The organism is Mycolicibacter engbaekii, assembly GCF_002101585.1.
GTDB classification, from domain to species: Bacteria; Actinomycetota; Actinomycetes; order Mycobacteriales; family Mycobacteriaceae; genus Mycobacterium; species Mycobacterium engbaekii.
Map to the genome: position 1 here is coordinate 66,346 of NZ_LQOT01000019.1, position 26,915 is coordinate 93,260.

Annotated in this window: 20 protein-coding genes and 1 pseudogene; 2 read left to right on the forward strand and 19 right to left on the reverse strand. The window is 67.3% G+C overall.

The window, feature by feature from the left end; genetic code table 11:
• Positions 1 to 13: 13 nt before the first annotated feature.
• The 8 genes from AWC02_RS05155 to AWC02_RS05190 form a co-directional block, all read right to left on the reverse strand.
• A complete protein-coding gene (locus AWC02_RS05155; protein WP_109560880.1) occupies positions 14 to 1,228 on the reverse strand; it encodes an NAD(P)/FAD-dependent oxidoreductase in 1,215 nt (404 codons plus the stop codon).
• Positions 1,225 to 2,055, reverse strand: coding sequence for a mycofactocin-coupled SDR family oxidoreductase (locus AWC02_RS05160; protein ID WP_085127716.1), 831 nt, complete (start codon positions 2,053 to 2,055; stop codon positions 1,225 to 1,227). Before AWC02_RS05160 ends, AWC02_RS05155 begins: the two co-directional genes overlap by 4 nt.
• Before the next feature lie 51 nt (positions 2,056 to 2,106).
• On the reverse strand, positions 2,107 to 2,913 hold the full coding sequence (locus tag AWC02_RS05165; RefSeq protein ID WP_085127717.1) for an SHOCT domain-containing protein: 807 nt from the start codon (positions 2,911 to 2,913) through the stop codon (positions 2,107 to 2,109).
• A 102-nt stretch (positions 2,914 to 3,015) separates the two neighbouring features.
• Positions 3,016 to 4,206 carry an elongation factor Tu gene (gene tuf, locus AWC02_RS05170; RefSeq protein WP_085127718.1) on the reverse strand — a complete coding sequence of 397 codons (1,191 nt, stop codon included), beginning with the start codon at positions 4,204 to 4,206 and terminating at the stop codon, positions 3,016 to 3,018.
• Between the two features lie 91 nt (positions 4,207 to 4,297).
• Positions 4,298 to 6,400 carry an elongation factor G gene (gene fusA, locus AWC02_RS05175; protein WP_085127719.1) on the reverse strand — a complete coding sequence of 701 codons (2,103 nt, stop codon included), beginning with the start codon at positions 6,398 to 6,400 and terminating at the stop codon, positions 4,298 to 4,300.
• Positions 6,401 to 6,475: 75 nt separating this feature from the next.
• The gene (gene rpsG / locus AWC02_RS05180; protein ID WP_046316943.1) at positions 6,476 to 6,946 is read right to left on the reverse strand and encodes a 30S ribosomal protein S7; all 471 of its coding nucleotides are present in this window, start codon (positions 6,944 to 6,946) and stop codon (positions 6,476 to 6,478) included.
• Positions 6,946 to 7,320 carry a 30S ribosomal protein S12 gene (gene rpsL, locus AWC02_RS05185; RefSeq protein ID WP_046316940.1) on the reverse strand — a complete coding sequence of 125 codons (375 nt, stop codon included), beginning with the start codon at positions 7,318 to 7,320 and terminating at the stop codon, positions 6,946 to 6,948. The genes rpsG and rpsL overlap by 1 nt, the downstream gene beginning before the upstream one ends.
• Positions 7,321 to 7,564: 244 nt before the next feature.
• Positions 7,565 to 8,194, reverse strand: coding sequence for a TetR/AcrR family transcriptional regulator (locus tag AWC02_RS05190; protein ID WP_085127720.1), 630 nt, complete (start codon positions 8,192 to 8,194; stop codon positions 7,565 to 7,567).
• Between the two features lie 136 nt (positions 8,195 to 8,330).
• Here AWC02_RS05190 and AWC02_RS05195 point away from each other — a divergent pair, with 136 nt between their 5' ends.
• Positions 8,331 to 8,696: a DUF3060 domain-containing protein gene (locus AWC02_RS05195; protein WP_085127721.1), complete on the forward strand. Its 366-nt coding sequence runs from the start codon at positions 8,331 to 8,333 to the stop codon at positions 8,694 to 8,696.
• Positions 8,693 to 9,100 (forward strand): DUF3060 domain-containing protein, encoded by a 408-nt coding sequence (locus AWC02_RS05200; RefSeq protein WP_237160331.1) that lies wholly within the window; start codon positions 8,693 to 8,695, stop codon positions 9,098 to 9,100. Before AWC02_RS05195 ends, AWC02_RS05200 begins: the two co-directional genes overlap by 4 nt.
• 33 nt (positions 9,101 to 9,133) lie before the next feature.
• Here AWC02_RS05200 and AWC02_RS05205 read toward each other — a convergent pair whose 3' ends face one another.
• The 11 genes and pseudogenes from AWC02_RS05205 to AWC02_RS05255 form a co-directional block, all read right to left on the reverse strand.
• Positions 9,134 to 9,898, reverse strand: coding sequence for a crotonase/enoyl-CoA hydratase family protein (locus tag AWC02_RS05205; RefSeq protein ID WP_085127722.1), 765 nt, complete (start codon positions 9,896 to 9,898; stop codon positions 9,134 to 9,136).
• Positions 9,895 to 10,605 (reverse strand): PaaX family transcriptional regulator C-terminal domain-containing protein, encoded by a 711-nt coding sequence (locus AWC02_RS05210; RefSeq protein WP_085127760.1) that lies wholly within the window; start codon positions 10,603 to 10,605, stop codon positions 9,895 to 9,897. The genes AWC02_RS05205 and AWC02_RS05210 overlap by 4 nt, the downstream gene beginning before the upstream one ends.
• Positions 10,606 to 10,622: 17 nt before the next feature.
• Positions 10,623 to 11,558 (reverse strand): crotonase/enoyl-CoA hydratase family protein, encoded by a 936-nt coding sequence (locus AWC02_RS05215; RefSeq protein ID WP_085127723.1) that lies wholly within the window; start codon positions 11,556 to 11,558, stop codon positions 10,623 to 10,625.
• 12 nt (positions 11,559 to 11,570) lie between these two features.
• Positions 11,571 to 13,211: an acyl-CoA dehydrogenase family protein gene (locus tag AWC02_RS05220; protein ID WP_085127724.1), complete on the reverse strand. Its 1,641-nt coding sequence runs from the start codon at positions 13,209 to 13,211 to the stop codon at positions 11,571 to 11,573.
• A gap of 315 nt (positions 13,212 to 13,526) precedes the next feature.
• A complete protein-coding gene (locus tag AWC02_RS05225) occupies positions 13,527 to 14,288 on the reverse strand; it encodes a deoxyribonuclease IV (protein WP_085127725.1) in 762 nt (253 codons plus the stop codon).
• Positions 14,289 to 14,322: 34 nt separating this feature from the next.
• Positions 14,323 to 15,804: pseudogene (locus AWC02_RS05230) on the reverse strand (glutamate-cysteine ligase family protein).
• Between the two features lie 127 nt (positions 15,805 to 15,931).
• Complete coding sequence (locus AWC02_RS05235; protein ID WP_085127726.1) at positions 15,932 to 16,174, reverse strand: hypothetical protein; 243 nt, start codon at positions 16,172 to 16,174, stop codon at positions 15,932 to 15,934.
• Positions 16,175 to 16,309: 135 nt separating this feature from the next.
• Positions 16,310 to 20,260 (reverse strand): DNA-directed RNA polymerase subunit beta', encoded by a 3,951-nt coding sequence (locus tag AWC02_RS05240; RefSeq protein WP_085127727.1) that lies wholly within the window; start codon positions 20,258 to 20,260, stop codon positions 16,310 to 16,312.
• 38 nt (positions 20,261 to 20,298) lie between these two features.
• A complete protein-coding gene (gene rpoB / locus AWC02_RS05245) occupies positions 20,299 to 23,847 on the reverse strand; it encodes a DNA-directed RNA polymerase subunit beta (RefSeq protein ID WP_085127728.1) in 3,549 nt (1,182 codons plus the stop codon).
• 366 nt (positions 23,848 to 24,213) lie between these two features.
• On the reverse strand, positions 24,214 to 25,266 hold the full coding sequence (locus tag AWC02_RS05250; RefSeq protein ID WP_085127729.1) for an ABC transporter ATP-binding protein: 1,053 nt from the start codon (positions 25,264 to 25,266) through the stop codon (positions 24,214 to 24,216).
• Positions 25,267 to 25,361: 95 nt separating this feature from the next.
• Positions 25,362 to 26,870, reverse strand: coding sequence for a carotenoid oxygenase family protein (locus tag AWC02_RS05255; RefSeq protein ID WP_419179202.1), 1,509 nt, complete (start codon positions 26,868 to 26,870; stop codon positions 25,362 to 25,364).
• Positions 26,871 to 26,915 lie beyond the last annotated feature (45 nt).

The window sequence follows — 26,915 nt, forward strand, 5'->3', positions numbered from 1 at the left end:
TGGGCGGATCGGCCTATCCGGTGAGCACCTCGGAGATCGGGGCTCCCGTGGCGATCTTGCCGCGGGCCCCCATCACCTTGCCGGGCCGGCCGGCGCCCACCACCCCGGCCAGCACGCCGTTGCGCTCGTAGTAGGCCAGGAACTTGTGACCGTCGTCCTCGACCAGGTGCACGGTGTCGGTGGCCTCCGGCTCGCCCAGGCACTGGATCTTCACGTCGTACTGGTCGCTCCAGAAATACGCCGGTACCGCCACGTCGTGCAGCGACTCGCGGCCCAGTATGTTCGGGACCATGGTCCGGGCCTGGGCGACAACGTTGCTCCAGTGCTCCACGCGCACCTGATGCCCCTCGCGGCCCCGCCAGAATGCGACGTCGCCAACCGCCCACACCCGCGGCGCACTGGTGCGGCCGGTCGCGTCACACACCACCCCGTTGTCCAGCTCCACACCGGAGCCCTCCAGCCACTCGGTCGCCGGCGTCGAGCCGACTCCGAGCACCACCACGTCGGCCGAAAGTTCGGTTCCGTCGGTGAGCACCACGGTCTGGACCCGTCCCGCGCCGCGAACTTCGGCCACCCCGACGCCGCTGCGGACGTCGACGCCGTTGGCCCGGTGCAGCCGCGCCACCAGTTCGCCGATCTGCTCACCGAGCACCGCGGCCAGCGGCGCCGGCTGCGGCTCGACCAGGACCACCTCCAGGCCCAGCTTGCGCAGGCTGGCCGCCGCCTCACAACCGATGAAGCCGGCCCCGATCACCACCGCCCGGCCCGCCCCGGCTGCGTCGTCGCGCACCGCCAGGCTGTCCTCGAAGGACCGGATCACCCGGATTCCGTCGAGGTCGGGCAGGCTCGGGATGCGCCGCGGCACCAGCCCGGTGGCGATCACCAGGTGGTCGTAGCCGAGCACGGTGCCGTCGGCCAGGGTCACTTGCTGCGCCGCGGTGTCGACGCTGCGGGCCCCGCAGCCCAACCGCAGGCTGATGTCGTGCTGGGCGTAGAACTCGGGGGGCTCGAGCGTGGTGTCGTCACGCTCGCCGCGCAGCACCTCTTTGGTCAGCGGCGGCCGGTCGTACGGCGGGCGGGTCTCGTCGGAGACGATCGTGATCGGGCCCGCGTATTCCGCGCGCCGCAGTTCCTCGGCTGTGCGCACGGCTGCCAGGCCGCCGCCGACGATGACGATCCCGTTGTCGGGCACCACTATCCCCCTGTTCTGCCGACCAGAGGCGATCAGTACTTGAGCGCGCCCTTGTCGACCTGGATCTGGACTCCCGTCAGGATTCCAGAGCCATCGCCGGCCAACCAAACCACCACGTCGGAGACCTGGTCAGGCGTCATGAACGTCTGCGGGTGCAGTGGCATCGGGGGGAACGCGTGCAGGTAGTCCGGCCGCTCGGTGAAGATCTCGGCCATCACCTGCGGCTCGATCATCGGAGTGTCCACCGAGTAGGGGTGAATCGAGTTCACCCGGATGCGGTGCGCCCCGACTTCGAGGGCCAGTGTGTTGGTCAGGCCCACCAGCGCGTGCTTGCTCGCGGCGTAGTGGCCGTTGCCGGGGGTGGCCTTCAACCCCGCCGAGGAGCTGACGATCACGATGGATCCGCCGTTGTCGGCCGCGATCATCGCCGGCACCGCCGCGCGGATGGTGCGCCAGGTGCCGGTCAGGTTCACGTCGATCACGGTGTTCCACTGCTCGTCGGTGAGCTCCCACAGCCGGCCCCAGCTCAGCACGCCGGCGTTGGCCACCAGGACGTCGAGGCGGCCGAACTGCTCGACGCCGTCGGCGACCAGGCTGCGCAGCCCCTCGTCGTCGCGGACATCCACCGGACGGGCCAGCACCTTGCGGCCCTGCGCCTCGACAGCGCTGACCATCTCGGCGAAATCTTCGGGGGTGGCCGCGGGATAGGTGATGGAGTCCGACACCGGACCGCAGATGTCGGTGGCGATGATGTCGGCGCCGGCAGCCGCCAGCCGGATCGCATGAGAACGGCCTTGACCGCGCGCCGCGCCGGTCACGAAGGCCACCTTGCCCTGCAGATTGTGGTTCTGGCTCTCGCTCACCTGACGAGGCTAACAGCTCGATCTAGAACGTGTTCTACCGATCGTGGCCCGTCATAACTCGGCGATGATCTGCTGGCGCTTCTGGTGGTACTCGTCGTCGGTGACGACTCCGTCCCGGCGCAGCACCTCCAATTCCTGCAGGCGCTCTCCCGCCGATCGCGGCTCGGCGCCGTCCCGGCCCGCCGCCGCCTCGGTGCTCTGCTCGGCGGCCCGGCGGACCACCGCGGCCACCTGCTGGCGCACCGTCGGGTCGGAGCGGATGTCGATCTGGCCCTGCACCGGGACGCCGTGCGCCCGCAGGATCTGCAGGATCTCCATCACCGGGCCGGTGTGGCCGGTCAGATCGTAGGTCTTGTTGTCCTCGGCGAGGGTGAACCGTGCCGGGACCGTGCCGCCCAGCAGCGCGCTGCGCTGCCAATCGACGCGGAAGTCGTTGGTGGCGGGGTCGACCAGGACGGCAAGCCGGCGCGCGGTGATCACCGGCAACCGGTTCAGGGTGGCCAGCACGCGGTCCTGGGCGTCGAACGGCGCCAGACCCGGCCCTTCGATGTGCAGGTCGAGTTTGACCAGGGGCTGGTTGTTGACCCGGGTCGAGGTCTCGTGAATGGCGACCACCTGCGCCAGGGCCAGCACGCCGTGCTGTTCGAGGTACTGCTGCCGGCTCGCGGCCTTCGCTCCGTAGCCGGTCCACAGCACCGCGGCCACGACGTCAGCACAGGTGACCGCAATGCCCCAGTAGAGCATCCATTCCAGTCCCGCCAGCCTGCCGAAGCCCAGATAGCAGATCAGGAAGATGGGCCCCACCAGCCCGCCGAACAACAGGACCATGAACTGGGCTTTCACGTAGCGCCACACCATGTGGCACAGAATATCGCCGTGTCGGGTTCTCGCCGGCAAATACGAAAGCCCCCTTCCCGCGCGGGGAAGGGGGCTTTCGCCTCTGCTGACGCAGAAAGAGAACTACTTGATGATCTTGGTGACCCGGCCGGCGCCGACGGTACGACCACCCTCGCGGATGGCGAACCGCAGACCCTCGTCCATGGCGACAGGCTGGATCAGCTTGACGCTCATCTCGGTGTTGTCACCGGGCATCACCATTTCGGTGCCCTCCGGCAGCGTCACCACACCGGTCACGTCCGTGGTCCGGAAGTAGAACTGCGGACGGTAGTTGTTGAAGAACGGCGTGTGGCGACCACCCTCGTCCTTGGACAGGATGTAGGCCTGGCCCTCGAACTCGGTGTGCGGGGTGGTGGTGCCGGGCTTGACCACAACCTGGCCGCGCTCGACGTCCTCACGCTTGATACCACGGATCAGCAGACCGACGTTGTCACCGGCCTGGCCCTGGTCCAGCAGCTTGCGGAACATCTCGACACCGGTGACGGTGGTCTTGGTGGTCTCCGGACGGATGCCGACGATCTCGACTTCCTCGTTGACGTTGATCACGCCACGCTCGACACGACCGGTGACAACGGTGCCACGACCGGTGATCGTGAAGACGTCCTCAACGGGCATCAGGAACGGCTTGTCGGTCTCGCGGACCGGGTCCGGGATGGACTCGTCGACGGCGTCCATCAGGTCCTCGACGGACTTGACCCACTTCTCGTCACCCTCGAGGGCCTTCAGAGCCGACACCCGGACCACCGGGGCCTCCTCGTCGAACTCCTGGGCGCCCAGCAGTTCGCGGACCTCCATCTCGACGAGCTCGAGCAGCTCCTCGTCGTCGACCATGTCGGACTTGTTCAGCGCCACCAGGATGTAGGGCACACCCACCTGACGGGCCAGCAGCACGTGCTCGCGGGTCTGCGGCATGGGGCCGTCAGTGGCCGCGACCACCAGGATCGCGCCGTCCATCTGGGCGGCACCGGTGATCATGTTCTTGATGTAGTCGGCGTGGCCCGGCGCGTCGACGTGGGCGTAGTGCCGCTTCTCGGTCTGGTACTCCACGTGGGAGATGTTGATCGTGATACCACGCTGGCGCTCTTCGGGAGCGTTGTCGATCTGGTCGAACGCGCGGGACTCGTTCAGGTTCGGGTACTTGTCGTGCAGAACCTTGGTGATAGCCGCGGTCAGCGTGGTCTTGCCGTGGTCAACGTGACCGATGGTCCCGATGTTGACGTGCGGCTTCGTCCGCTCGAACTTCGCCTTCGCCACTTCTTGTCCTCCTGGACTTGTTGGTGCTGGGTTACAGCAGGATTGATCTTTTCTGGTTTGTGCCACCGTAGCGGCACGGGCGGGCAGCTGGTTACTCGCCCGTTGCCTTCGCGATGATCTCCTTCGACACCTGCGCCGGCACTTCGGCGTAGGAGTCGAAAACCATGGAGTAGTTCGCCCGGCCCTGGGTCTTCGACCGGAGGTCTCCGACATAGCCGAACATCTCGGACAGCGGCACCAGCGCCTTGACGACGCGCGCACCGCTGCGCTCCTCCATGGCCTGGATCTGACCACGGCGGGAGTTCAGGTCACCGATCACATCGCCCATGTAGTCCTCGGGCGTGGTGACCTCAACGGCCATGATCGGTTCCAGGATCACCGGCTGCGCAGCTGCGGCAGCCTTCTTCAGCGCCTGCGAGCCGGCAACCTTGAACGCCATCTCGGAGGAGTCGACGTCGTGGTACTGACCGTCGAGCAGGGTGACCTTGATGTTGACCAACGGGTAACCGGCCAGCACGCCGTACTGCATGGCGTCCTGAGCGCCGGCGTCCACCGCGGGGATGTACTCGCGGGGCACGCGGCCACCGGTGACCTTGTTCTCGAACTCGTAGGTCGCGCCGTCTTCGCCGGTGAACGGCTCGACGTCGATGATTACCTTCGCGAACTGGCCGGAACCACCCGTCTGCTTCTTGTGGGTGTATTCGACCTTCTCCACCTTGCGGCGGATGGTCTCCTTGTAGGCCACCTGCGGCTTGCCGACGTTGGCCTCGACCTTGAACTCGCGGCGCATGCGGTCCACCAGGATGTCCAGGTGCAACTCGCCCATACCGCCGATCACGGTCTGACCGGTCTCGGGGTCGAGGTGGACCTTGAAGGTCGGGTCCTCTTCGGCCAGCTTCTGGATCGCCAGGCCCAGCTTCTCCTGGTCACTCTTGGTCTTCGGCTCGATGGCCACCTCGATGACCGGAGCCGGGAAGGTCATGGACTCCAGCACGATCTGGTTGTTCGGGTCGCACAGCGTGTCGCCGGTGGTGGTGTCCTTCAGACCGATCACCGCGTAGATGTGGCCGGCGGAGACGGAGTCGACCGGGTTCTCCTTGTTGGAGTGCATCTGGAACAGCTTGCCCAGCCGCTCCTTCTTACCCTTGGTCGAGTTGACCACCTGAGCGCCGGACTCGACCCGGCCGGAGTAGACCCGGACGTAGGTGAGCTTGCCGAAGAACGGGTGCACCGCGATCTTGAACGCCAGCGCCGCGAACGGCTCGTCGATGCTGGGCTTGCGGCTGATGATCTCGTCTTCCTTGCCGGGCACGTGACCCTGCACCGACTCGACATCCAGCGGCGACGGCAGGTAGTCGATCACCGCGTCCAGCATCGGCTGGACACCCTTGTTCTTGAAGGCGCTGCCGCACAGCACCGGGTACAGCTCCGAGGCGACCGTCAGCTTGCGGATGCCGCCCTTGATCTCTTCGATCGTGAGCTCTTCGCCGCCCAGGTACTTCTCGAGCAGGGCCTCGTCGGTCTCGGCGACGGTCTCCAGCAGGGCGGTGCGGTACTCCTCCGCCTTGTCGGCCAGGTCGGCCGGGATCTCGACGGTCTCGTAGGTCTCCCCGAGCTTGGTCTCGCCGCGCCACACCTTGGCGTTCATTTCGACCAGGTCGACAATGCCCTCGAAGTCGTTCTCCGCGCCGATGGGCAACTGGATCACCAGGGGCCGGGCGCCGAGCCGCTCTTCGATGGTGCGCACGGTGAAGTAGAAGTCCGCACCGAGCTTGTCCATCTTGTTGACGAAGCAGATCCGGGGCACGTCGTACTTGTCGGCCTGCCGCCACACCTGTTCGGACTGCGGCTCCACGCCCTCTTTGCCGTCGAACACCGCGACCGCGCCGTCGAGCACCCGCAGGGAGCGCTCCACCTCGACGGTGAAGTCGACGTGCCCGGGGGTGTCGATGATGTTGATCTGGTTCTTGTTCCAGAAGCAGGTCACCGCGGCGGAGGTGATGGTGATGCCGCGCTCCTGCTCCTGCTCCATCCAGTCGGTCGTGGAGGCACCGTCGTGCGTCTCACCGATCTTGTAGTTGACACCGGTGTAGTACAGGATGCGCTCGGTCGTCGTCGTCTTACCGGCATCGATGTGCGCCATGATGCCGATGTTGCGGACCTTGCTCAGGTCGGTCAGCACGTCCTGTGCCACAGCAGTCTTCCCACTCTTTCGGTAACTTCGGTTGCTTGTTGTCGCCAGTGCGCGTCAGCGGTTACGCCGACGTGATCACCAGCGGTAGTGCGCGAACGCCCGGTTGGCCTCGGCCATCTTGTGGGTGTCTTCGCGCCGCTTGACCGCGGCGCCGAGGCCATTGCTGGCGTCCAGGATCTCGTTGGCCAGCCGCTCGACCATGGTCTTCTCCCGGCGTGCCCGCGAGAAGCTCACCAGCCAGCGCAGCGCCAGGGTGGTGGAGCGCTCGGCGCGCACCTCGACCGGCACCTGGTAGGTGGCGCCACCGACGCGGCGGCTGCGGACCTCCAGAGCCGGCTTGACGTTGTCGAGCGCACGCTTGAGCGTCACGACGGGGTCGGTGCCGGTCTTCTCCCGAGCCTGCTCGAGAGCGCCGTAGACGATGCGCTCAGCCAGCGACTTCTTGCCGTCGAGCAACACCTTGTTGACCAGCTGGGTGACCAGCTGGGATCCGTAGACCGGGTCGTTGACCAGCGGACGCTTGGGTGCGGGGCCCTTGCGCGGCATCAGCTCTTCTCCTTCTTCGCGCCGTAGCGGCTGCGGGCCTGCTTGCGGTTCTTGACTCCCTGGGTGTCCAGCGAGCCGCGAATGATCTTGTAGCGCACACCCGGCAGGTCCTTCACACGCCCACCACGCACCAGCACCATCGAGTGCTCCTGCAGGTTGTGACCCTCGCCCGGGATGTAGGCGGTCACCTCCACCTGGCTGGTCAGCCTGACGCGCGCCACCTTGCGAAGCGCCGAGTTCGGCTTCTTCGGAGTGGTGGTGTACACGCGGGTGCACACGCCCCGACGCTGCGGGCTGCCCTTGAGGGCCGCGGTCTTGACCTTGGCGACCTTGTCGCGGCGGCCCTTGCGGACCAGCTGCTGAATGGTTGGCATCTACCGGCTTCCTGTATCGCTGTTCAAAACTCTCGTAAATCCTGCAGTCTGTGCCCCACCGCTACCCCGCGGTCGGGCGTGTCGCATGGGCCGCCGCGGATTACTCCGCTGCATAATGGACATGCGAATTGGGCCAGGCGCGCGCGTTATGTCACCAAACGCGCCTCGGTGGCCAGGCACGAGCTACCACAATACCCGCCAACACTCTGGCAGGTCAAAGCGCGTCGACGCCGGCCTCCCGCGGCTACTCGGTGCGGCTGTCCATCGCCGAAGCCAGCCTGCGCACCATGTCGGCGAAGACCGCGTCGGTGTCCACGTCGTCCATGACTCCGGTCATCTCCAGCAGCACAAATCCGTGCATGGCCGCCCAGAACTCCAGGGCCGCGTGAAAGGCCTTCTCCCCTTCGAGCCCATAGGACATCAGCACCTCGATCACCGGGGCGGCAGCCCGGGTGGCCGCGGCGGTGTACTCCGGGTCGTCGCCGCCCAGCGGCATCCGGGTGAACGCCGAATACCGGCCCGGGTGATGGTGGGCATAGCTGCGGTATGCACCGGCCATCGCCAGCACCGCGTCATCGCGGGCGCGGCCCTGGCCGACCTGGGTCAGCATCTCGAGGATGTCGTCGATGACACGCATGCGCATGGCGCGCCGCAGATCGCCCAGGCTGTGCACGTGGTTGTACAGCGACGGCCCCTTGGTGCCCAGCTGAGTGGCCAATGCATTGATAGTCAGGGCATCCCAGCCCTCCCGGTCCAGAAAGTTCAGGGCGGCGTTGACGATCCCGTCGCGGCTCAGCTTGACCGGGCGCGCCCCCGATTTGCCGTTGGCGCGCGAGCGACCCCCCGCGGCGGGCGGATCTGGTCGAGCTGACATGGAATACGCCCTTCAGATTGGCCGGAGGAGGTCAGCACAGAACTCTAATCGACCGATCAGAGGGGGAACCCGAGTACGCGCCCGCGCGTCCGACGTAAGCTTTGCCGAAATTGGGTCTGGCGAGAGGTGCCCGTCGATGAAATGGACCGCGTGGGCCGGCGCGCTGCTGGCTCTGGCAGCCGGTTGCCTGGGCGGCGCCGCAACCGCGCACGCGGTGCCCGGCGACATCCATATCTATGGAGTGCACGAGACACACGTCCTGGACTGCAACGGCGGGACGCTGTTCGTCAACGGCGTCAACGTCACCATCCACGCGGTGGGCAGCTGCTGGGCGGTGACCATGCAGGGTTCGCAGAACACCGTGATCGCCGAGAACATCGTCAACGACGTCACCGTCTACGGCTACGACCAGACCGTCTACTACCACAACGGTGATCCCCTGCTGTTCGACCGCGGACGCGAGCTGGGGATGACCAACCGGCTCCAACGCGTACCGGCGTGACCGGCGGTCGCCGGCTGCGCCGCGGCCCGCTGATGGCCGGCGGCATGGCAGTGCTGGCGGTCGCGCTCACCGGCTGCGGCTCGCCGGCGCCCGAATCCGCTCGGATCGCCAAAAGCTATGACGGCCAGTTCTCCGACATGCTCAGCTACGCGTCGTTCGGCGCGACGTCGGCCCTGGACTGCGCTGACGGCAAGTCACTCACCGTGGCCGGTTCCAACAACAAGCTGACGGTCCGGGGCAGCTGTGAGGCGGTCGACGTCAGCGGTGCCGACAACCGCATCACCATCGAGCGCATCGGTAGAACGCTGACGCTGACCGGGCTCAACAATTCGGTCACCTACCGCGACGGGCGGCCGAAGGTCGACGATCGCGGGTCGGGCAACACCGTCACCGCAGCACGCTGACCGGTACCGCCCGCTGCGCGCCGCGGCCTCCGCTCACGCTTTGGCGCCGTGGCGGCCGGCACCGCCGGCGAACCGGCCCGCCCCGCGCAGCGCCTCCTCGCTCACCCGCTCGATGCTGTCGAATTCGCAGTCCATCGCGTGGGATTCGGCCAGGCCCCACTGCCGCAACGCCGACAACCGGTCCGAACGCAAGCAGCCCTGCGGCAGCTCGGCCAGTTCGAGGGCCAACCGCTCTGCCGCCCGGCGCGCATGGCCGGGGGGAACCACCCGATTGGCCAGGCCGATTGCCAGCGCCTCCTCGGCGTTGACCGCCCGGCCGGTGAGGATCATGTCCATGGCGCGGCTGTGCCCGATCAGCCGAGGCAGTCGCACGGTGCCACCGTCGATCAGCGGCACCCCCCAACGCCGGCAGAAGACGCCGAACACCGCGTCGACCTCGGCCACCCGCAGGTCGCACCACAGCGCCAGTTCCAGTCCCCCGGCCACCGCGTAGCCGCTCACCGCGGCGATCACCGGCTTGGACAACATCATTCGGGTGGGCCCCATGGGGCCTGGACCGCTGCGGTGGGTCTGATTGGCCGTGGGGGTGCCCAGGGCTTTGAGATCGGCTCCCGCGCAAAAGGTTCCGTGGTCTCCCCACAGCACCGCCACCGACGCCGACTGGTCGCGGTCGAACTCGTCGAAGGCCTGATACAGCGCCGCTGCGGTCGGGCCGTCGACGGCGTTGCGCGCCTGCGGCCGGTTGAGGATCACCGTGGTGACCGGGCCGCTGCGCTCCACACGTACCGAATCGTTCATTGCAACACCGCCTCTCGGCCCGCGTCGCGACGCGAGGCCAGTTCGTCCGCGAACTCCGCATAACGGCTGCGGATTCGCGCTCCCGGCCAGCCCGCCGGAAGCAGTTCGGTTGGCAGCACCGGATCCCGGCGCAGGTGACGGACCATGGCCGCGGCGACGACGAAGCGGGCCGGCATGTCCGTCGCCTCGGCCATGGCTGCGAGCAGCTCGTGGCCGGTCTGGGCCCACCCGGTCAGATCCCACAGCGTGGCAGCCAGTTCGGCCGGATTGTCGTCGCGAGCGGTGAGCAGCCGGGTGTGCTGCGTCAAGCCGTCGAGGTCGGCGGCGATATTGTCCGGGCGCATCCAGAACCCCTCGCGCAGTTCGGCGAACCGCCGCTCGGACAGCCCCGCCCGCAGGCCCGCCCGGGTTCGCGCGTCGCAGCCGACGCTGGTGATCACCACGGCCAGCCAGTCACCGTGCCAGTCCGTGGTCTGCGGGTCCAGAGCCGCGTCCTGTTGGCGCTGGCGCTCGAGCAGGCGCTCGGACAGTCCGTAGCCCTCGGCGGAGCGCACCAGGTCGCCGGCGGCGACCAGCCGGGTCAGCGCCACCCGCAGGGCAGTCTCTTTGATCCCGAAACCGTTGGTGAGGCGCAACAATTCAGCCGCGGTAGCCGACGCCGGGTGCGCCCCCAGAAGCACCGACAGGACTACCGAGCGCGCCGTCATCCGCATGGCGTGGCGTCCTAAACCCCGGAGGCCTGCCGGCCGTAGTCCCCGAACGGCTCGTCGCGGTGCCGCACGGCGTCGCGAAACCCGTGTGCCACCGCGTCGGCGACGAAGGCGTGGCCTTCGGGGGTGTGCCGCGCCACCCCGTCGAACACGGTGCTGACCATCCGGCTGGTGGCCACGCCCTGTTGCAGCAGCGCGGTGTTGAGCGCGAGTTTGGCCATGATCAGCTGATTGACCGGCATCGCGGCGATCCGGGCCACCAGGCGTTCGGTGCGCTCATCGAGGTCGGCCGGATCGGGAGCCTCGATCGCCAGCCCCCATTCGGCGGCCTGCGCCCCGGTGATGCAGTCACCGGTCAGCAGGAGGCGTTTGGCGCGCTGGTCGCCGAGCCGGTGCGCCCACAGTCCCGCGGCGGGCACTCCCCACACCCGGGCCGGCGGATAACCGATCTTGGCGTCGGAGGCCGCGATCACCTGATCGGCGTGCAGCGCGATGTCGGTGCCGCCGGCCACGCAGTAGCCGTGGATTTTGACCACGGTCGGTTTGTCGGCATACATCAGCGACGCGAAGCCGCGAACGAAACGGCTCATCATCTGGTAGTCGACCATCGGGTCCCACGGCTTGTCCGGGCGATGGTTGGCGGCCTGGGTCTTTCCGTCGAGCACGGTGCCGCGGTAGTCCTCCCCGCCGGCCGATGCAGACCCGTCGGCGTAGGCGCCCAGGTCGAAGCCGGCGCAGAAGCCCTCGCCGCGGCCGGACACCAGGATCACGTGCACATTCGGGTCCAGATCGGCTCGCTCCACCAGGGCCGACAGCTCCTGTGGGGTGTCGGCGGTGATCGCGTTGCCGTGCTCGGGGCGGTCGAAGGTGATCCGGGCGACGCGGTCGGTGACCTCGTAGGTCATGGTCCGCAGGTTGTCGTATTCGACCGGGGCGATGTGATGCCGCATGGCGTGCCGGCCTCAGCCCTTGACCAGTGCGCGCTCGATGATCGGTCCGAGGTCCAGACCGCCCGGCAGGGTGCCGAATGCACCGCCGGACTGATGAGCCAACCGGGTCGCCAGGAACGCCTCGGCCACGGCCGGGTGGCCGTGGCGCACCAGCAGCGCACCCTGCAGCGCCAGGCAGATGTCCTCGGCGACTTTGCGGGCCTGGTTCTGGGCGGCGACGAGGTCGGATCCGAGGCCGGCCAGTTGGGTCTGCAACGCCGCGACGTGGGAGTCGAGGCGCTGATCCTGCCCGGCGGCGCCGGCGAGTTCGTCGAAGAGCACCTCCGCCGATTGCGGGGCGGTGGCCAGCGCGCGCAGCGTGTCCAGGGCGCTGACGTTGCCCGACCCCTCCCAGATGCCCATCAGCGGCGCCTCCCGATACAACCGCGGCATCAGCGAGTCCTCGATGTAGCCGTTGCCGCCCAGGCACTCCATCGCCTCGGCGGCGTGCGGCGTGGCGCGTTTGCAGACCCAGTATTTGGTGGCCGCCAGACCGAGCCGGCGCAGCAGGCCCTCGCGCTCGTCGCCGCGCACCGCCTTGTCCGTGGCGCCGGCCATCCGCATCGCGACCATGGTGGCCGCCTCGGCCTCCACGGCCAGGTCCGCCAGCACGTTGCGCATCAGCGGCTGATCGATCAGGTAGGCGCCGAACGCCTTGCGATGCTGCGCATGGTAGGTGGCGCGAGCCAGCCCCATCCGCATGCTGGTGGCGCTGCCCAGCGCGCAGTCCAGCCGGGTGAGGTTGACCATCTCGATGATGACCGAGACCCCGCGGCCCTCCTGCCCCACCAGCCACGCGGTGGCGCCGTCGTACTCGACCTCGCTGGAGGCGTTGGCGTGGTTGCCGAGTTTGTCCTTGAGCCGCTGCAGCCGCATCCGGTTGCGGGTGCCGTCGGGCAGGATGCGGGGCAGGAAGAAGCAGCTCAGCCCGCCGGGAGCCTGCGCCAGCACCAGGAACACGTCGCACATCGGCGCCGAGGTGAACCACTTGTGGCCGGTCAGGGTGTAGCTGCCGTCGGCGCCCCGCACCGCCTGGGTGGTTCCGGCGCGCACGTCGGAGCCGCCCTGCTTCTCGGTCATCGACATGCCCGCGGTGATTCCGGCTTTGGTGGCCGGCACCTTCAGCTCGGGGTCGTAGACGCGGCTGGCCAGCAGGGGCTCGTAGGTCTTGGCGAGTTCGGCGTTGTTGCGCAGTGCGGGCACGACGGCGTACGTCATCGAGATCGGGCACATGTGGCCCGGCTCGGCGGTCCACACGCCGGTCTGCGCGGCGCGGACGACGTGCGCGCCGGGCCGCGGGTCGGCCCACGGGGCGGCGTGCAGGCCGTGGGCTATCGCGGCGCGCATCAACTCGTGGTAGGCCGGGTCGTACTCGACTTCGTCGATCCGGTTGCCGACCACGTCGTGGGTGTGCAGCACGGGCCGGTTGCGGTCGGCCAGCTGGCCCCAGCGTTGCACCTGCTGAGATCCGGACAGGGCGCCGAGTTCGGTGACCGCGTCGACGCCCCACTGGCCGCCCTCGCGGATCAGTGCCTCGATCAGGACCGGGGACGACGCGGGGTTGAACCCCTCAAGTGGAAGTACCTGGTTGGTGACGATGTGCGTGTCGGCCATAACCGGAATATTACTGTTTTTCCACGCATGCACAATGGTTGTAACCGACGGGGACCAGACGCAATAAACGGCGGTCACAGCCTGAAGTCGGGAGGTTCAGGCCGTGACCGCCGTCGTTTTTGAGGCGCCGGACTAGGCGCTGCGCATTCCCCCTACGCCATGTTGCTCAGACATGTGGACCCCCTCCAGTGCCGAGATGACGAGTGCGCAGCCGCCGCAGTCACGGCGCCTACGTATACTTCTAACACAAAACCAACCCGCTGTCATATCGACAATGAAGAATCGACCATAAGGGATGGTTTTCCGCCGTCTGCATTATCTACTCACCCGCTCCCGCAGAAACGCGATGTCAGCCGGGCGGCCCTCCTCCGCGGTTTCGCAGATCACCGGCGCCCCGGCAGCCTTGACCACGGCGACCAGCAGGTCCGGGTCGATCTGCCCGGTACCGAAGTTGGCGTGCCGGTCCCGCCCGGAACCCGGGGCGTCCTTGGAGTCGTTGCAGTGCACCAGGTCGATGCGTCCGGTGATCGCCTTGATGCGCTCCACGGCATCGGGCAGGGACTCCCCGGCCGCCCAGGTGTGGCAGGTGTCCAGGCAGAACCCGACACCGGTATCGCCGATGTGGTCCCAGAGCTTGGCGATGGTGTCGAAGTGCCGCGCCATCGCGTACTCGCCCCCGGCGGTGTTCTCCAGGTACACCGGGACCGTGGTCTCCAGGCGGTCCAGCGCCTTGCGCCAGCGAACGAAACCCGCCTGCGGATCGTCGTCGTCGGCGGTGACGTGGCCGCCGTGCACGATCACCGCTACCGCGCCGACGTCGGCGGCGGCGTCGCAGGTCTGCTGCAAGACGGTGCGCGACGGGATGCGCACCCGGTTGTTCGGCGAGGCGACGTTGATCAGGTACGGCGCGTGGACATAGATCGGCAGCGCCGCCGCGCGCAGCTGCGCCGCGTCGTCGCGGGGTTTGGGTGCCTTCCAGCTCTGCGGGTTGCCGAGGAATATCTGCACCACCTCGGCCCCCTCGGCCTCGGCGGCTGCCAGCGGATTCTGCGGGCGCACATGGGATCCGATCAACACGGCGGCCAGCCTACCGGCGCCGCGACGCCGATGGTCAGTCCAGTTCGATCGGCCAGGTGTGCACCGGCTGGTTGGTGTGCACGTGCGTGCAGTAGCGGCGCAGCATCTCCGACAGTGCGGCGCTTCGGCTGGCGCCCTGCTCCTGCAACGCCCGAACCGTCGCCACCTGCCAGGTGGCGCCGTTGCGTCCGGTCGTTACCCGATCGGCGATGATGCCCAGGTAGTGGTCGACCACCTCGGCTGCCACGCCCCATTCCTCCAGACCCTGCCGGGCCAGCGGCAACAGCTCGCGGCGCGTCAGCTCCGCCGCACTCACCTCGCCCAGGCCCGGCCAGAACAGCCGGGCCGCCATGCCGTGCCGCGCCGCCCGCCGAAAGTTGTCGTGCGCCACCGCAAAACCCAACTGGGTCCACAGCGGACGCTGCTCACGGGCCAGGCGGTGCAGCAGACCGTAGTAGAACACCGCGTTGGCCACCATATCGGCGACCGTGGGGCCCGAAGGCAGGACGCGGTTCTCCACCCGCAGGTGCGGCCGGCCGTCCACGACGTCGTAGACCGGGCGATTCCAGCGATAGACGGTGCCGTTGTGCAGACGCAGCTCAGCCAGCTACGGCGTGCGGCCCTGCGCGAGTTCGTCGGCCGGGTCCTCGTCGGAGATCTCGGGAAGCAGCGACGGAAAGTAGCGCACGTTCTCCTCGAACAGGTCGAAGATCGAGGTGATCCACCTTTCGCCGAACCAGACCCGGGGCCGCACGCCCTGGTTCTTCAGCTCGTCGGGGCGGGTGTCGGTGGACTGGGCGAACAGCTCCACCCGGGTCTCCGCCCAGAGCCGATGGCCGAAGAAGTAGGGGGAATTGGCGCCGATCGCCAGTTGCGGGCCGGCCACCACCTGCGCGGCATTCCAGTGGCTGGCGAAGTCTGACGGCGAGACTTGCAGGTGTAATTGCGTACTGGTGCAGGCCGATTCCGGCGCGATGTCTCCGACGTGCAGGTTCAGCGGCTCCGGGCCGTCGATGTCGATGTCGATGTCTCCGCCGCGGGCGGCGAAGATCGAGTCATTGAGCGCCACATACCGCGCGGAGTCACTCATCCAGTCCCCGGACAGGTGATCGGGCATCAGCGTCGGCAGAATCCCGATCATCACGATCCGCGCGTCGTGGGCACGGGCCTTGGCCTCGGCGGCATTGAGCCGGGCCCGCACCTCGGCTTCGAGATCCAGCGCGGACAGCGCCGTGAACTGCCGGGGCGGCACGTTGAACTCGATGTTGTAGGAACCCAGTTCGCGCTGAAATGCCGGATCGTCGATCGATGAGAGGACACCGGCGTTGGCCATGGCCGGCCGGTAGTCGGCGCCGATCAGGTTGCCCTCGATCTCCATACCGGTCAGCGGCGGATCGCAGTCGAAGCTGGCCTGAGCCAGCATCGTCTCGAAGACATCCAGGCACTGCTGGATCTTGTGCCGGTACTGGCGGCGCTGCTTGCGCGAAAAGGTGGTGTCCTTGAGTTCATCCCCCATGCCAACGATGCAACCGCGTCGGCTGCCGGGCCGCAACCTTGCGTGCTCACCCCACCCCGCGAGCAGACATGAAAGCCCCCGATTGCAGCGACGAAAGGGGGCTTTCACGACTGCTCGCGAGAAAGAATCACCCGGGGAGGCGCTGGTCCAAGTACATAGCGATACGCCCGACGAGTCCTGCCGGATCCCCGCGAACGTCACTTACCGTCATGGGAACCGATAGCCAGCCGCACTCCTGCAACCGGGTGACCTTCAAGCGGTAGTGCAGCAAAGCCTTCGGCCCCATGTGCCAGTCGATACTGATCACATCCAGGAGTTGCCGGGTGGTGGCCAGACCCCCGTTGGCAGCGAAGATCTCGTCGAGCGACATCCGCCGAGGATCGCGTAGACCTGCCCGACAGAAAAGTCACCCCTGTGGACAACTGACCGCCCGCCCCGAAAGGACGCGACAGCCCCCATTTCGGACCCGAAATGGGGGCTATCGCGTCTGCTCGCGCAGAAGGGACTAGCGGTAGTCGCTGTATCCGTAGTCGTCCAGCGGAACCGCGGCACCGGTGGCGGCGCCGAAGTCCGGGCTGTAGTACTGATCCTCGTAGGACGGGATCGTGTACGCAGCCGCCCGGGCCTCTTCGGTGGGCTGAACGGCGATGTTGCGGTACCGGTTGATGCCGGTGCCGGCCGGGATCAGCTTGCCGATGATCACGTTCTCCTTCAGGCCCTGCAGCTTGTCGCTGCGGCAGTTGATCGCCGCATCGGTCAGCACGCGGGTGGTCTCCTGGAAGGAGGCCGCCGACAGCCACGAGTCGGTGGCCAGCGACGCCTTGGTGATACCCATCAGGACCGGACGGCCGGCCGCGGGCTCAAGGCCCTCGGCCACCACGCGGCGGTTCGCAGTCTCGAACTCGGCCCGCTCGGTCAGCGAACCGGGCAGGAACTCCGTGGCGCCCGAGTCGATGATGGTCACCCGGCGCAGCATCTGCCGGACGATCACCTCGATGTGCTTGTCGTGGATCGACACACCCTGGGCCCGGTAGACCTGCTGGACCTCGTTGACCAGGTGGATCTGCACCTCACGGGGTCCCTGCACACGCAGCACCTCGTGCGGGTCGGCAGACCCCTCCATGAGCTGCTGCCCGACCTCGACGTGGTCGCCGTCGGCCAGCAACCGCTCCGAGCCGTCCTCGTGCTTGAACACGCGCAGCCGCTGACGCTTGGGCAGCTTGTCGTAGACCACTTCCTCGCCACCGTCATCCGGCACGATCGTGATCTTGTAGAACTTCTCGCCCTCTTCGAGCTGCACCCGACCGGCGACGTCGGCGATCGGCGCCTTGCCGCGCGGCACCCGGGCCTCGAAGAGCTCCTGAACCCGCGGCAGACCGCCGGTGATGTCCTCACCGACGCCACCCTGGTGGAAGGTACGCATGGTCAGCTGCGTGCCGGGCTCACCGATGGACTGGGCGGCGACGATACCGACCGCCTCACCGATGTCGACCAGCTTGCCGGTGGCCATCGAGCGGCCGTAGCAGGTGGCGCAGACCCCGGTTCCGGTGGCGCAGGTCAACACCGAGCGCACCTTGACGCTGGCGACACCGGCCGCCAGCAGCGCCTCGATCGACGGGTCGCCCAAGTCGTGTCCACGCTCGACGACAACGTTGCCGTTGCTGTCGACCGCGTCCACGGCCAGCGTGCGGGCGTACGCCGACGTCTCCACGAACGGGTTGCGGATCAGCGAACCGTCGGCCTGGACCTCGGCCAAGTCGACGACGATGCCGCGCTCAGTGCCGCAGTCGTGCTCGCGCACGATCACGTCCTGGGACACGTCCACCAGACGACGAGTCAGGTAACCCGAGTCGGCGGTACGCAACGCGGTGTCCGCCAGGCCCTTTCGGGCGCCGTGGGTGTTGATGAAGTACTCCAGCACGGTCAGGCCCTCACGGAAGGAGGACTTGATCGGGCGCGGGATGAACTCACCCTTGGGGTTGGTCACCAGACCCTTCATGCCGGCCAGCGTCCGGGTCTGGGTGAAGTTACCCGTCGCACCGGAGTCCACGATCGTGATGATCGGGTTGTCGGACGGGTAGTGGTCACGCAGCGCCTGACCCACCTCTTCGGTGGCTTCCTTCCAGATCTCCACCAGCGCCTCGTTGCGCTCGTCCCGGTTGAGAGCACCACGCTGGAACTGCTTCTCCAGCTTGTCGGCGCGCTCCTCGTAGGAGTCGAGGATCTCCTTCTTGCGCGGCGGCACCAGCACGTCGGCCATCGACACCGTGACCCCCGAACGCGTGGCCCAGTAGAAGCCGGCGTCCTTGAGCTTGTCGACGGTCTGCGCGACCACGATCATCGGGTAGCGCTCGGCCAGGTCGTTGATGATGACGGCCTGAACCTTCTTGTGCATCTGCTTGTCCACGAACGGATACCCGGCAGGCAGCAGCTCGTTGAACAGGACCCGACCCAGCGTGGTCTCGGCGATCCAGGCGCCGCCCGGACGCCAGCCGTTCTCGCCGAACAGCTCGGTCTCCACGTCGGCCGGCGGCCGCAGCTGGTCCAGACGCACCTTGATCCGCGCCCGCACGCTCAGCGCGCCGCGGTCCACGGCCATGATCGCCTCGGCCGGCGAGGAGTACACGCCGGTCTCCGGGCGATCCTTGGCGGCCGGGGTGTATTCGCCTGTGTCACCTTCGATCTCGGTGGTCAGGTAGTACAGGCCCGTGACCATGTCCAGTCGCGGCATGGCCAGCGGACGACCCGACGCCGGCGACAGGATGTTGTTGCTCGACAGCATCAGGATGCGGGCCTCGGCCTGCGCCTCGGCGCTCAGCGGCAGGTGCACGGCCATCTGGTCGCCGTCGAAGTCGGCGTTGAAGGCCTCACAGACCAGCGGGTGCAGCTGGATCGCCTTGCCTTCCACCAGCTGCGGCTCGAAGGCCTGGATGCCCAGCCGGTGCAGCGTGGGTGCACGGTTGAGCAGCACCGGGTGCTCGGCGATGACCTCTTCGAGGACGTCCCACACCTGGGGGCGCTGCCGCTCCACCATCCGCTTGGCGCTCTTGATGTTCTGCGCGTGGTTCAGGTCGACCAGCCGCTTCATCACGAACGGCTTGAACAGCTCCAGCGCCATCAGCTTGGGCAGACCGCACTGGTGCAGCTTGAGCTGGGGACCGACGACGATAACCGAACGGCCCGAGTAGTCGACACGCTTGCCGAGCAGGTTCTGACGGAACCGGCCCTGCTTGCCCTTGAGCAGGTCGCTCAGGGACTTCAGCGGGCGGTTGCCCGGTCCGGTGACCGGCCGGCCACGACGGCCGTTGTCGAACAGCGCGTCGACCGACTCCTGCAGCATCCGCTTCTCGTTGTTGACGATGATCTCGGGCGCACCCAGATCGATCAGTCGCTTGAGCCGGTTGTTGCGGTTGATGACCCGGCGGTACAGGTCATTGAGGTCGCTGGTGGCGAACCGGCCACCGTCGAGCTGGACCATCGGGCGCAGCTCCGGCGGGATCACCGGCACCGCGTCGAGCACCATGCCCATCGGGGAGTTGCCCGACTGCTGGAACGCGGCGACCACCTTCAGGCGCTTGAGGGCGCGAAGCTTCTTCTGGCCCTTGCCGTTCTTGATGATGTCGCGCAGCGACTCGGCCTCGGCGTCGATGTCGAAGGTCTCGATGAGCTTCTGGATCGACTCGGCACCCATGGCGCCGGTGAAGTACTCGCCGTAGCGGTCCACCAGCTCGCGGTAGACGGTCTCGTCGACGATCAGCTGCTTGGGAGCCAGCTTGACGAAGGTGTCCCAGATGTTGTCGAGGCGGTCCAGCTCACGCTGGGCACGGTCGCGCAGCTGGCGCATCTCGCGCTCGCCACCGTCGCGAACCTTACGGCGCACATCGGCCTTGGCACCCTCGGCCTCGAGCTCGGCCAGGTCGGCCTCGAGCTTCTGGGCGCGGGCTTCCAGGTCGGCGTCGCGCTGGTCCTCGACCGCCTTCTTCTCGACGACCATCTCGGCTTCCAGCGTGGACAGCTCGTTGTGGCGCATCTCGGTGTCGACGCTGGTGATGACGTAGGCCGCGAAGTAGATGATCTTCTCGAGGTCCTTGGGCGCCAGGTCCAGCAGGTAGCCCAGGCGCGACGGCACGCCCTTGAAGTACCAGATGTGCGTGACCGGGGCGGCCAGTTCGATGTGGCCCATCCGCTCACGACGCACCTTGGCGCGAGTCACCTCAACGCCACAGCGCTCACAGATGATGCCCTTGAAGCGCACCCGCTTGTACTTGCCGCAGTAGCACTCCCAGTCGCGAGTCGGTCCGAAGATCTTCTCGCAGAACAGGCCGTCCTTCTCGGGCTTGAGCGTGCGGTAGTTGATCGTTTCCGGCTTCTTGACCTCGCCGTAGGACCATTGCCGGATGTCCTCCGCGGTTGCCAGGCCGATGCGGAGCTCATCGAAGAAGTTGACGTCGAGCACGTAACTCCCTTTCCCCTTGCGGGATTAGTAACTAGTAACTAGGCCAGGTCTTCCACAGAAGCGGATTCGTTGCGGGACAGGTTGATTCCCAGATTCGCGGCTGCCCGCTCCAGGTCCTCGTCCTCGCCTTCGCGCAGCTCGATCGCCGCACCGTCCTTCGCCAGCACCTCGACGTTGAGGCACAGCGACTGCAGCTCTTTGAGCAGCACCTTGAAGGACTCCGGGATACCCGGCTCGGGGATGTTCTCGCCCTTGACGATCGCCTCGTAGACCTTGACCCGGCCGACGGTGTCGTCGGACTTGATGGTCAGCAGCTCCTGCAGCGTGTACGCCGCACCGTAGGCCTGCATGGCCCAGCACTCCATCTCACCGAACCGCTGGCCACCGAACTGCGCCTTACCGCCCAGCGGCTGCTGGGTGATCATCGAGTACGGACCCGTGGAACGCGCGTGGATCTTGTCGTCCACCAGGTGGTGCAGCTTCATGATGTACATGTAGCCGACGGTCACCGGGTACGGGAACGGCTCACCGGAGCGGCCGTCGAACAGCCTCGCCTTGCCGTCGCCGTTGACCATGACCTCGCCGTCCCGGTTGGGCAGGGTCGAGGCCAGCAGGCCCTGCAGCTCGGCCTCCCGCGCCCCGTCGAACACCGGGGTCGCGGTGCGGGTGTCCGCTCCGGCGGCGTACAGCTCCTCGGGGAGCTGGTCCGCCCAGTCCGGCACACCGGCCGCCACATCGATGTTCCATCCGGTCTTGGCGATCCAACCCAGGTGGGTCTCCAGGATCTGACCGATGTTCATACGACGCGGCACACCGTGGGTGTTCAAGATGATGTCGACCGGCGTGCCGTCCGGCAGGAACGGCATGTCCTCCACCGGCAGGATCTTGCCGATGACGCCCTTGTTGCCGTGGCGGCCGGCGAGCTTGTCACCGTCGGAGATCTTGCGCTTCTGCGCGACGTAGACACGCACCAGCTCGTTGACCCCGGCCGGCAGCTCGTCGTCGTCCTCGCGGGAGAACACCCGGATGCCGATGACCTTGCCGGACTCACCGTGCGGCACCTTCAGCGAGGTGTCGCGGACCTCGCGGGCCTTCTCGCCGAAGATCGCACGCAGCAGCCGCTCCTCGGGCGTCAGCTCGGTCTCGCCCTTGGGGGTGACCTTGCCGACCAGGATGTCGCCGTCGCGGACCTCGGCGCCGATACGGACGATGCCGCGCTCGTCGAGATCGGCCAGCACCTCATCGGAGACGTTCGGGATGTCCCGGGTGATCTCCTCGGCGCCCAGCTTGGTGTCGCGGGCGTCGATCTCGTGCTCCTCGATGTGGATCGAGGTCAGCGTGTCCTCCTCGACCAGCCTGTTGGACAGGATGATCGCGTCCTCGTAGTTGTGCCCTTCCCACGGCATGATCGCCACGAGCAGGTTCTTGCCCAGGGCCATCTCACCGTTGTCGGTGCACGGGCCGTCCGCGATCACCTGACCGGCCTCCACGCGCTGGCCGGCGTTGACGATCGGACGCTGGTTGGCGCAGGTGCCGTGGTTGGACCGGTTGAACTTGCGCATCCGGTAGGTCTGCCGGGTGCCGTCGTCGGCCATCACCGTGACGTAGTCGGCAGAGACCTCCTCGATGACACCGGTCTTGTCGGCGACGATCACGTCCCCGGCATCGATCGCGGCGCGCAACTCCATGCCGGTGCCCACCAGCGGCGCCTCGCTGCGCACCAGCGGAACCGCCTGACGCTGCATGTTGGCGCCCATCAGGGCACGGTTGGCGTCGTCGTGCTCGAGGAACGGAATCATGGCCGTGGCCACCGACACCATCTGGCGCGGGGAGACGTCCATGTAGTCGACCTCGGCCGAGGACACGTACTCGACCTCGCCGCCCTTACGGCGGACCAGCACCCGCTCCTCGGTGAAGCGGCCGTCGTCCTCCAGCGGCGAGTTGGCCTGCGCCACGACGTGGCGGTCCTCCTCGTCGGCGGTCAGGTAGTGGATCTCGTCGGTGACCACACCGTCGACCACCTTGCGGTAGGGCGTCTCGATGAAGCCGAACGGGTTGACCCGCGCGTACACCGACAGCGAACCGATCAGGCCGATGTTGGGGCCTTCCGGGGTCTCGATCGGACACATCCGGCCGTAGTGGGACGGGTGCACGTCACGGACTTCCAGGCCGGCCCGCTCCCGGGACAGACCACCCGGGCCCAGCGCCGACAGGCGGCGCTTGTGGGTCAGGCCCGACAGCGGGTTGTTCTGGTCCATGAACTGGGAGAGCTGGCTGGTGCCGAAGAACTCCTTGATCGCGGCGACCACCGGGCGGATGTTGATCAGGGTCTGCGGCGTGATGGCCTCGACATCCTGCGTCGTCATCCGCTCACGGACCACCCGCTCCATCCGGGACAGGCCGACCCGGATCTGGTTCTGGATCAGCTCACCCACGGTGCGCAGCCGCCGGTTGCCGAAGTGGTCGATGTCGTCGACCTCGACGGGAACCTCGACACCGCCCGGCACCGTCATGGTGGCCGAGACGCCGTCCTGAGCGGCCTGGTGCAGGCGCACCAGGTACTCGATGGTGGCCACGATGTCCTCTTCGGTCAGCGTGGTCGGCTGCGCCTCGCCCGGGTTGGCGGTCAGACCCAGCTTCTTGTTGATCTTGTAGCGACCCACTCGCGCCAGGTCGTAGCGCTTCTCCTTGAAGAACAGGTTCTCCAGCAGCGTCTGCGCGGACTCCTTGGTGGGCGGCTCGCCCGGACGCAGTTTGCGGTAGATGTCCAGCAGCGCCTCGTCGGGGCTGGCGGCGCTGTCCTTCTCCAGCGTCGACATCATGATCTCGGAGAAGCCGAACCGCTCCCGGATCGCCTCGGAAGTCCAGCCCAGCGCCTTGAGCAGGATGGTGACCGGCTGGCGGCGCTTGCGGTCGATCCGGACGCCGACCAGGTCGCGCTTGTCGACGTCGAACTCCAGCCAGGCGCCACGGCCCGGGATCACCTTGACCGAGTGCAGCGTCTTCTCGGTGGACTTGTCGATGTTGGCGTCGAAGTACACGCCCGGCGAACGCACCAGCTGGGACACCACCACCCGCTCGGTGCCGTTGATGATGAACGTGCCCTTCTCGGTCATCATCGGGAAGTCACCCATGAACACCGTCTGGCTCTTGATCTCACCGGTGTTGTTGTTGATGAACTCCGCGGTGACGAACAGCGGGGCGGCGTAGGTCATGTCCTTGTCGCGGCACTCCTCGACGGGGGCCTTGACCTCGTCGAACCGCGGGTCGGAGAACGACAGCGACATGGAGCCGGAGAAGTCCTCGATCGGGGACAGCTCTTCGAGCACCTCTTCGAGACCACCCTTGGGCGCAGCACCGGTCTGCTGGGCCATCTTCTCGCGCCACTGCGGCGCCCCGATCAGCCACTGGAACGAGTCGGTCTGCACGTCGAGCAGACCCGGAACCTCGAGGGGTTCACGCAGCTTGGCGAAGGACACCCGGTTGGGAGCCCCGGGCACGGAGCTGTTGGGAGAATTGTGAGTGGTAGTACCTGAAGCGTTCTTTTTGCTCTGGCGGGAGACTGCCAAGATGCATCCTTCCAGCACCTAATGCGGCCAGCGGATCCCGGTTCTCACCGGGCCCGATCGCTGCGAATATCGACCGTTGGTTCGGCTGGCGAACGCTCTGTCCGGCCTCACGCACAGCCCAACCACGAGGTGACAGTCCTGAATCGAGCCGACGGACCTGGCTCAGGCTGTACTGCGGTGTTCGGGTGCGAGTAAGGGATGGGCAGGAGGAAGCCAGCGCAACGTCCAACAATAGCGCAGGCTGACGCAATCCTCAACTGCGCCGTCCCGGAGCCCTATCGGTGCTGGCTGGCCTCCGCCGGACTCTCCGCATGTGTGCTGGTGAACAGATTGGACCGTCGCGGTCCGTCCGTCAAGAGCTGCGGTCGGCGAGCCTGGCCGGACTCAGCCAGGCGGGGTCGGGATGGACGCAGTGGGAGCGTCTTCGTCCGCCGGGAACTCGTGCACGGCGTACTTGTGGGTGCCGTCGAGTTCGTCGCGGATGGCTGCCTGGGCGTTGGCGGGCAGGGTGTGCAGGATCTCGCGTACCCGAGCCCGGCGGCGCGCCACCCCCTTGCGCTCCGGCAGGCCGGGGGTCGCGCTGAGCTGGGGCGGCACGCCCTCGATCTCTTCGACGCCGCCGTCGCTCTGGCCGGCGGCGATCATGGCTTCCTCGGCCGCCGCGGTGGCCTGGTCTTTCTCCTCGGACATGCCGATCGGGCCGATACGCCGGCCGTTGAGGAACTGGCGCACCACCGGCTCATCGGAGGTCAGCAGCACCTCGCGGGGCCCGAACATCACCAGCTCCTTGCGGAACAGCATGCCGATGTTGTCCGGCACCGTGCGCGCGATGTTGATGTTGTGCGTGACGATGAGGATGGTGGCGTCGATCTGGGCGTTGATGTCGATCAGCAGCTGGCTCAGGTAGGCCGTGCGGACCGGGTCCAGGCCGGAGTCGGGCTCGTCGCACAGGATGATCTGCGGGTCGAGCACCAGGGCCCGGGCCAGGCCGGCACGCTTGCGCATACCACCGGAGATCTCGCCGGGGAACTTGTAGCCGTCGTTGGGCATACCGACCATCTCGAGCTTCTCCATGACGATGTCACGGATTTCCTTCTCGGACTTCTTGGTGTGCTCACGCAGCGGGAAGGCGGTGTTGTCGTAGATGTTCATCGACCCGAACAGCGCGCCGTCCTGGAACAACACGCCGAACAGCGTGCGGATCTCGTAGAGCTCCTTGGCCGAACACTGCAGGATGTCGGTGCCGTCGATGGTGATCGACCCGCGCTCGGGGCGCAGCAGGCCGATCAGGGACTTCAAGAACACGGACTTGCCGGTACCGGAGGGCCCGAGCAGAACGCTGACCTCTCCCTCGGGAATGGTCATAGAGACGTCTTCCCAAATCCGGGCCGATCCGAAGGACTTGGTAAGCCCCTGTACCTCGATGGCGACACCCATTAGTGAGGTCCTTCCGCAACGTCTGGTCGTGCCACGACTGGCTTGTGGCTTGGGCCACTGTAGCGCACACGTGCGACCGTTATCGGCGGTCTGCCTCAGTCGACGGGTGTCCAGTTGCCGTGGAAGCCCATCGGAACCCGTTGCGGCAGGTGCACGGTGGCCACCGGCTCACAGGTCGCGGCGTCGAGGATCAGCAGTTGTCCCTCGTCCTCGCCCCGATGGTGCGCCATTCCGAGCAGCACGCCGTCGTCCTCCGCACGGCCGCCGGGCCGGGGCACGAACGACATCTCGCCGATCACCAGCGCCGGGTCCAGCGGCGCGGTCAGGCTCGTCCCGTTCAGGTAGTCGTGCTTGTAGAGCACGGTCGACATCGGCGTCCCCGCGCCGCCGACGAAGCCGCCCTGGATGCCCATGGTGTAGCCGAAGCGGTGTTTGGCGCCCAGCAGCGCCTCGTTGATCCGCGGGAACTCCTGCGGCCGGTCGTCGCGCGCCTCGGTGCTGACCGCCCCGGTGTCCAGGTCGATGGTCCAGCGGTCCAGCGTGGGCGGCACGTCGCCCGGGCCGTGCCGGTCGACCTCGAACATCTTCGTGTAGCGCACCACGTCGAGGACCAGCAACTCGTGTCCGGCCGGTGAGACCTCGGTGTAGGCGTTGACCGGGTGGAAGACATAGCAGGGCTCCACCTCGAACCAGCGCACCTTCGGCGCGCCCTCGCGCGGCATCACCCCGATGCGCGCGGGGTAGTCGGCGTTCCATGAGTAGGGCATCCCGGTCGGGGGCCTGGTGTCGCGGTTGACCAGCGCGGTGACCGGGTTGGGGAGCCGGACCTTGCCGATCAGGCTGCTCAGCACCATCCGGGCCGGCGCCTTGAGCCAGCGGGGCATGCGCACCGGCAGCACGTCGGCCGAATCGAAGGTGACCGGCAGGTCATAGACCACCACGTACTTCTCGGTCAGCGAGAAGTCGTGCATCATCGGCGCTCCGGTCACCGCGATGTCGACGGAGCGGCGCACGCGCCCGGCGGTGTCGATCACCGAGTACTGCACGGAACTGCCCCGCGCAAACGAATAGGACACGGCGTGCAACTCGCCGGTGTGCGGGTCGCGGTGCGGGTGTGCGGTGTAGCCCCCGTACAACGTGCCGTCGAAGTCGCAGGTGCCGACCGTGTCCAGGTCCTCGGTCAGCTCGTAGCTGGCCACGCCCCCTTCCACCAGCGCCAGTGTCTTGCCGGCGTGTTCGAGCACGTTGGTGTTGGGGCCGACGGACTGCATCCCGGCCCGCACGTCGAGGCGGCCCGGCAGGGGCTCGCCCAGCGCGGCACAGACCGCCGGGGTGCGCACCCAGCGGTTGCGGTACCAGCGGGCCCGGCCGTCGCTCAACGCCACGCCGTGCACCATCGGGTCGCCGGTGAACCAGTGGTAGGTCGCCGGATCGACGTCGGCGACCGGGTTGGGCCCGTTGCGCAGGTAGCGACCGTCGAGGTAGTCCGGGATCTGTCCGGTGACGCGCAGGTCGGTCACCGTCAGCTCGGTGTCGACCGGCGCCAGGACGTCGTCGAGATAGGGGTTCGGCGTCCGCGCCGAGCGTGACGTGTCGATCGACATGGAAGCCTCCATAACATTGTTATTTCAGTGTTATTTGAACCGTAC